The organism is Streptomyces xantholiticus (assembly GCF_014651015.1).
GTDB classification, from domain to species: Bacteria; Actinomycetota; Actinomycetes; order Streptomycetales; family Streptomycetaceae; genus Streptomyces; species Streptomyces xantholiticus.
This window is the reverse complement of record NZ_BMWB01000056.1, coordinates 1-7,171: the sequence shown is the minus strand read 5'-3', so window position 1 is coordinate 7,171 and position 7,171 is coordinate 1. Positions and strand designations below refer to the sequence as shown.

Annotated in this window: 8 protein-coding genes; all 8 read left to right on the top strand. The window is 70.0% G+C overall.

Features of this window, described 5'->3' with window-relative positions; translation table 11 throughout:
• Positions 1-107: 107 nt before the first annotated feature.
• The 8 genes from IE198_RS34530 to IE198_RS34495 all read left to right on the top strand — a co-directional run bounded on the left by IE198_RS34530 (position 108) and on the right by IE198_RS34495 (position 7,125).
• Entirely contained in the window at positions 108-752 is a 645-nt protein-coding gene (locus IE198_RS34530) for an HAD family hydrolase (protein ID WP_189894000.1), read from the top strand.
• A 43-nt stretch (positions 753-795) separates the two neighbouring features.
• Positions 796-2,022: an MFS transporter gene (locus IE198_RS34525; RefSeq protein ID WP_189893998.1), complete on the top strand. Its 1,227-nt coding sequence runs from the start codon at positions 796-798 to the stop codon at positions 2,020-2,022.
• A complete protein-coding gene (locus tag IE198_RS34520; RefSeq protein WP_189893996.1) occupies positions 1,973-3,151 on the top strand; it encodes an acetoin utilization protein AcuC in 1,179 nt (392 codons plus the stop codon). The genes IE198_RS34525 and IE198_RS34520 overlap by 50 nt, the downstream gene beginning before the upstream one ends.
• Positions 3,152-3,254: 103 nt before the next feature.
• Entirely contained in the window at positions 3,255-4,058 is an 804-nt protein-coding gene (locus IE198_RS34515; RefSeq protein WP_189893994.1) for a phosphatase, read from the top strand.
• A 128-nt stretch (positions 4,059-4,186) separates the two neighbouring features.
• Positions 4,187-4,399, top strand: coding sequence for a helix-turn-helix domain-containing protein (locus tag IE198_RS34510; RefSeq protein ID WP_014046653.1), 213 nt, complete (start codon positions 4,187-4,189; stop codon positions 4,397-4,399).
• 122 nt (positions 4,400-4,521) lie between these two features.
• The gene (locus IE198_RS34505; protein ID WP_003948845.1) at positions 4,522-4,620 is read left to right on the top strand and encodes a 30S ribosomal protein bS22; all 99 of its coding nucleotides are present in this window, start codon (positions 4,522-4,524) and stop codon (positions 4,618-4,620) included.
• A gap of 198 nt (positions 4,621-4,818) precedes the next feature.
• The gene (locus IE198_RS34500; RefSeq protein ID WP_229834861.1) at positions 4,819-5,919 is read left to right on the top strand and encodes an NAD-dependent epimerase/dehydratase family protein; all 1,101 of its coding nucleotides are present in this window, start codon (positions 4,819-4,821) and stop codon (positions 5,917-5,919) included.
• A gap of 15 nt (positions 5,920-5,934) precedes the next feature.
• Positions 5,935-7,125 carry a lysophospholipid acyltransferase family protein gene (locus IE198_RS34495; RefSeq protein WP_189893992.1) on the top strand — a complete coding sequence of 397 codons (1,191 nt, stop codon included), beginning with the start codon at positions 5,935-5,937 and terminating at the stop codon, positions 7,123-7,125.
• Positions 7,126-7,171 lie beyond the last annotated feature (46 nt).

Genomic DNA, 7,171 nt, shown 5'->3' with positions numbered 1-7,171 from the left:
TGTGGGAGAGTAGGACGCCGCCGAACAATCATTGTGGGAAAGCCCCGGAACACCGTTCCGGGGCTTTTCTGCGTTCAAGGTTCTCCACGATCGATAGGGTCGACCGCATGCGCTATGACCTTGTCATCTTCGACAACGACGGCGTGCTCGTCGACAGCGAGCCCATCGCCAACACCATCCTGGCCGGCTATCTCACCGAGCTCGGTCACCCCACCACGTACGAGGACTCACTGCGCGACTACATGGGCGCCGCCGTGCACCGGGTGCACGACCTCATACGCGAGCGGACCGGACAGGCTCTGCCCACGGACTTCGACGACACCCTTCACGCCCGCACCTTCGCCGCTTTCGAGCGGGAGTTGAGCGCCGTCGAGGGGGTGACGGAGGTGCTGGAGAAGCTCCAGGCCGACGCCGTGCCGTACTGCGTCGCGTCGTCCGGCAGCCATGAGCGCATTCGGGTCGGGCACCGCAGGACGGGGCTGGACCGGTGGTTCACCGACGGCATCGTCTTCAGCGCCCAGGACGTCGGCAAGGGCAAGCCGGCGCCGGATCTCTTCCTCCACGCCGCAGAGCGCATGGGTGTGTCCCCCGAGCGGTGCGTCGTCGTCGAGGACAGCCGGCTCGGCGTACAGGCGGCCCTGGCGGCGGGAATGGACGTGTACGGCTTCACGGCCATGACGGCTGAGGACGAACTGAACGGCGCCCATGGTCACTTCCGGGCGATGACGGAACTGCCCGCACTGCTCGTGTGATCTGTCTACCGCATGGTAGGACCCGGGCATACGCTGTGCGGCCATGACAGATCCGCGGTTGCGCCACGGACGTGCCTCTCTGGCGTTCTGCTTCCTCTCGCAGGGCGTCGCGTTCGCGCTGCTCGTGACCCGCATCCCGGCCATACAGGAGCTGTACGGGATATCGGACGCCCTGCTGCCGCTGTTCCTCGCTGCCGTGCCGGTCCTTGCGGGGGCGGGGAGCGCGCTGACCGAGCGCGTCGTGCGGCGAGTCCCCGTGAGTGCGGTGCTCCGTTGGACCCAGCCCGTGGTTCTGCTGTCCCTGCTCGGCGTCGCGGGCGGCGACGAACTGTGGCAGATGGCCGTCGCCCTCGGGGTGTTCGGGCTGTCCGTCGGGGCGCTCGACGCGTCGATGAACATGCTGGGCGTCAGCCTCCAACGAGCCTACGGCCGCAGCATCATGCTCGGTTTCCACGCCGCGTACAGCCTCGGCGGCATCGTCGGGGCCTCGCTCGCCTGGGCAGGCGCGCACTGGGACCTGGCGCTGGTCGTCTCGTACCTGCCGGTGGTCGTGGTGCTCGTACCGGCGGCGTTGGCGGGCAGCCGGTGGTACGTCGACGAGGACCGCGCCGTGGTCCAGGAAGGCGAGGTGGACCCGGCCGGAGACACCCTGGCGTTCCGGCTGCTGCTGCCGCTCTGCCTGGTGATGACTTTCGCGTACATCGGGGACTCGACGGTCTCCAACTGGAGCGCCAAGTATCTGCAGGACGTCCTCGGGGGCTCGGAGGAGCTCGCCACCGTCCCCTACAACGCCTTTATGGTGACCACCCTCGTCGGCCGGGCGGTCGGCGACCCGGGTGTGCGGCGTTTCGGGGCCGTGGCGGTCGTCAGGTGCGGGGCGGTGCTGGCGGCGGCCGGGTTCGCCGTGGTCGCGGTAGCGCCGGGGGCCTGGGTCGGCATGCTCGGTTTCACGCTGCTCGGGCTCGGTCTGTGCGTGATCGTGCCGCAGACGTTTGCGGCTGCGGGCCGTCTCTTCCCGGGTGCGGGCCGGAGCGATTCCGCCGTGGCCCGGCTGAACGTCTTCAACTACGTCGGGTTCCTCGTCGGCTCGCCTCTCGTGGGTGTCCTGGGCGACGTCTGGAGCTACCGCGGGGCGATGCTCGTGCCGATGGTGCTGATCCTGGTGACGTTGGTGTATGCCAGGTCGTTCGGCGACGGAAGCGCCCGATACGGTGGCGGGTATGAGCGGCCGCGGGTTGTTGATGTGGGACGAGGCGGTAACGAAGTATGACTTCGGGCACAGCCATCCGATGGATCCGGTGCGGCTCGCGCTGACCATGGGGCTGGTGCGGGCGTACGGGCTCGACCGCTCGATGCAACTGGTCGCCGCGAAGCCGGCCGGGGCATCGACACTGCGGCTCGTGCACCGGGAGGACTACATCGACGCGGTACGGGCGGCGTCGGCCGACCCGAAGGCCGCGGACCAGTCGTACGGCCTCGGCACGATCGACGACCCTGCGTTCGCCGGGATGCACGACGCCTCGGCGCTGATCGCCGGTCAGTCCGTCGGCGCGGCGGAGGCCGTGTGGCGGGGGGACGCCGCTCATGCGGTGAACTTCGCGGGCGGCCTCCACCACGCGATGCCCGGCAGCGCGTCCGGGTTCTGCATCTACAACGACGCGTCGCTGGCCATCGCGCGGCTGCTGGAGCTGGGCGCGGAGCGCGTGGCGTACGTCGATGTGGACGTTCACCACGGGGACGGCGTCCAGGCGGCGTTCTGGGACGATCCGCGGGTGCTGACGGTGTCGCTGCACGAGCATCCGCGGACGCTGTTCCCGCAGACCGGCTGGCCGGAGGAGACGGGCGCGTCCGGTGCCGCGGAGGGCTCCGCGGTGAACGTGGCGCTGCCCGCCGGCACGGGCGACGCAGGCTGGTTGCGGGCGTTCCACGCGGTGGTGCCCGAGCTGCTGGCCGATTTCCGGCCGCAGGTGCTGGTGACCCAGCACGGCGCGGACACCCACTTCGAGGACCCCCTGGCGCACCTGGCGGTGTCGCTGGACGCACAGCGTGCGGTCCAGGAGGCCTGTCACGCGCTGGCGCACGAGCATGTGGAGGGCGGCCGGTGGGTCGCGCTCGGCGGCGGTGGCTACGCGGTGGTGGACGTCGTTCCCCGGTCGTGGACGCATCTGGTGGGGATCGCGGCGCACGAGCCGGTGGACCCGGAGTCGGTGATCCCGTCGTCGTGGCGGGACGAGGTCTACGCGAAGACACGGCAGTTGGCGCCGGGATGGATGACGGACGGCCGGTGGCCGGTGGCGTGGCGCGGCTGGGAGGAGGGCTACGACCCTGCCGACCGGCTGGACCAGGCCGTGCTGGCGACGAGGCGTGCGGCCTTTCCGCTGCGGGGCCTGTTGGCGTAGTTCGCCGTCCCGTGCGGCGTGCGACATACGTGCGTTACGCCAACTGTGCGGGCTGCACCGGGTTTCCCTGTGGTGGGCACCCGCGTGCGCCAGCATCGGGAGGGTGTTGAGCACCCGAGCGCTGCGGGCGCATCTGCTGGCGTCGCGGCTGGCCGGTGAAGTCGCCACCTCCCGTGAGACGAGTCTGCGGAGCTATCGCGCCTTCGTCGCGCGTGATCCGCGGGTCACCCTCGGCCTCGACCCCCGGTGGAACTGGAGTGTGCGGGACGTCGTCGCGCTCATGGCCGACCGGTGCGGGGTGTCGGCCGATCCGGAGCATGTGAGCGGCGCGGACGTCATCGACCCCGAACTGACCCTGGGCAGGCTCGCCGCGTTCGCGGACCGGCTGGGGTCGGTGGCCGCCCGGGGTGGCTCTGTGCTGTTCGGGACCGGACACCCGCACCGGCTGCTCGGGTTCTACGCCGACCTGGCAGACGCGGTGTCGGCGGCGGGCTGCTCCGTACTCACACCGGCGCAGGGGCGATGTGTCGACATAACGACCCGGTTCGGCGTACGCACGCTGAGCCTCGAGTACGTAGCGGGAGTGGCCGTTCTCCATGAGCCGGGAGCGCGTGAGGTCGGCGCGCACAGTCATTCCCCCCTGCCGGTCAGGGTCGCGCTCCAGGCGGCCGTTGACGCCGGCGGGCCGTTGCCGGATCTGGTCGTCGGCGATCACGGCTGGGTCTGCGGAGCAGGTCAACTGGGTGTCGAGGCCATCGGGCTGGCCGACACGGACGATCCCGCGCTGTTCGTCGGAGAGGCGGAGGGCCGGGTGTCGGTCGCGGTTCCGCTTGACGACGCCGTACGGTCCGATTTCTACCGGCCGTTGACGCGCCATGTGCTCGAGCTGGCGTGTCTGTCACAGTAGGGGCCTGATCGCTGCTCCTCTTCCCCACTTGCATCACCCGCCCCTAGTCTGGACAGTGAGCGCACAGCGACGAAGAGTCACCGGAGGGGAAGCCGGTGCGCGTCGGGTGCGGAAGGTACAGGTGGGTCATGGCTGCTGGCAGCGAGAGGCCTCTCAACGAGGTCAAGTTTCTCACCGTGGCGGAGGTTGCCTCGGTGATGCGGGTGTCGAAGATGACCGTGTACCGGTTGGTGCACAGCGGTCATCTGCCGGCGATCCGGGTGGGGAGGTCCTTCCGGGTACCGGAGCAAGCGGTTCACGAGTATCTCCGCGAATCCTTCGTGGGGGTGGAATCCGCGTAACGGAGCACGGACGATTCCCCTCGGATTACGTCCCTCACTCGGCGGCAGGTAGGCTAGGCCGACGTAGGTCGTGTGGGCCCAGACGCCCCGCACCGAGTGAAGAGAAGTGAGCGAGGGTAGTCGTGGGCTCTGTTATCAAGAAGCGGCGTAAGCGGATGGCCAAGAAGAAGCACCGCAAGCTGCTCAAGCGCACCCGCGTTCAGCGTCGCAACAAGAAGTAAGCGGCAGCTGTACGTGCGCCTCGGCCCCTCCACCGCACGGTGGAGGGGCCGAGGCGTTTCTGGTCCGACACGGCACGACGTGGCAAAAGTCCGTCGTGCAGTCGTCACAGCGCAACAGGTACGCGCTACGGTGACGCCAGGACTCGAGGCCCTGTCCGGCGGACAGGGCCGGACACGCCCAAAGGGAAGGCGCTGATCTTGGGCAAGGTCGTGCTCGTCACCGGAGTGGCCAGGCAGCTCGGTGGCCGCCTCGTGCGGCGCATCCAGCGAGATCCCGAGGTGGACCGGGTGATCGGGGTCGACGCCGTGGGGCCCGGACACCACCTGGGCGGTGCGGAGTTCGTGCGCGCGGACATCCGTCGGCCCACGATCGGGAGGGTCCTCGCCGAGCACGATGTCGACACGGTCGTGCACATGGACGTGACGGGTACGCCGCTCGGTGCCGGCGGCCGTACGGCCGTCAAGGAGACCAATGTCATCGGCACCATGCAGCTCCTCGGCGCCTGCCAGAAGTCGCCGACCGTCAAGCGGCTGGTGATCAAGTCCAGTACGAGTGTGTACGGCTCCGCCCCGCGCGACCCGGCGGTCTTCACCGAGACCACGCCGCCCAAGTCCCTGCCGAGCGGTGGCTTCGCGAAGGACGCGGTGGAGGTCGAGGGATATGTCCGCGGCTTCGCCCGGCGAAGGCCCGACGTGGCGGTCTGCGTGCTGCGCTTCGCGAACATCCTCGGACCGTGCGCCGACTCGCCGCTCGCCGAGTTCTTCACACTGCCCGTGATGCCCACCGTCTTCGGGTACGACCCGCGGCTGCAGTTCGTCCACGAGGACGACGTCATCGACGTGCTGCGGATCGCCCTGCACGAGCCGCGGCGCGGCACGCTCAACAGCGGCACCTTCAACATCGCCGGGGACGGTGTGCTGACGCTGTCGCAGTGCTCGCGGAGGCTCGGCAGGCCGACGCTGCCCGTGCTGCTGCCGGCGGTCACCTGGGTGGGCTCGGCGCTGCGGACGATCGGGATCACCGACTTCTCGCCCGAGCAGATCCGGTTGCTGACGCACGGCCGGGTGGTGAGCACCGTTCAGATGCGCGAGACACTGGGCTTCCGGCCGAAGTACACGACGGCGGAGACGTTCGCGGACTTCGCACGCAGCCGCGGGCCGGGGCTGCTGCCGCCTTCGATGCTCGCCAAGGCGGTGGACCGGTTCGCGGCGGCCCTGCCCCTCGGGGAGGGCGTCGCCCCCGCGTCCGGCGGGCAGACGGTCATGCAGACGACGCACAGCAGCGGACAGCCCGGATAAGGAGCGCAGCCGACGATGGCGGACGCCAAGGTCATTCCGTTCGACGACGACCGGTCGCGCGGCGGCGGTACGCAGCGCCCGGTGCGGCGGCGCTCCCCGGCAGGCGGTCGCCGCATGGCTGAACCCGCGGCGGCGGGGGAGGCCGTGGTGAGCCCGCTGCCGGGGTCGCAGGCCGGCGACGGCGCGGCAGACGGCGCGGGCGCACCGCCGGTGCAGTCGGCCGCCGCTCCGGTGGTGAACAGAGCTTCGGCGGCCCAGGGCGTGTCGGGCGGGGCAGGGGCCGCGGACGCTGCAGGGGCGGCCCGCGACGGGCGGAAGGCCGCCGAGGCCCGTCCCACCGCGCAGGAGAGGCACGGGGCGGCGCCAGGTGGATGGGACCGCAGGATCGCCGGCGGACTGGCGTTCCTGCGGCGCCGGATCACGGGCGAGTACGAGGTCGACGAGTTCGGCTACGACGCGGAGCTCACCGACCAGGTGCTGATGTCGATGCTGCGGCCCATGTACCAGAAGTACTTCCGGATCGATGTGAAGGGCATCGAGAACATCCCGTCCGAGGGCGGCGCGCTGGTGGTGGCCAACCACTCGGGGACGCTGCCGCTGGACGGGCTGATGCTGCAGGTCGCCGTCCACGACAACCACCCGGCAGGCCGTCATCTGCGTCTGCTGGCCGCGGATCTGGTCTTCATGCTGCCGGTGGTCAACGAACTGGCCCGGAAGGCCGGCCACACCCTGGCCTGCGCCGAGGATGCTGAAAGGCTTCTGCAGCGCGGCGAGGTGGTGGGCGTGATGCCGGAGGGCTTCAAGGGCATCGGCAAGCCGTTCGGCGAGCGCTACAAATTGCAGCGTTTCGGGCGTGGTGGTTTTGTGTCCACGGCGCTGAAGGCGGGTGTGCCGATCGTGCCGTGCTCGATCGTCGGGGCCGAGGAGATCTACCCGATGATCGGCAACGCGAAGACGCTGGCGCGGTTGCTGGGCATCCCGTACTTCCCGATCACCCCGACGTTCCCCTGGCTCGGGCCGCTCGGAGCGGTGCCGCTGCCGACGAAGTGGACGATCCAGTTCGGAGAGCCGATCGCGACGGACGGATATCCGCCGGAGGCGGTGGAGGACCCGATGCTGATGTTCAATCTGACCGACCAGGTGCGGGAGCAGATCCAGCACACGCTCTACAGACTGCTGGTGCAGCGCCGCTCGGTCTTCTTCTGACCCGGAGGCGGCACGCGTGAGGGGTGGGTCCCGGCCGGGACCCACC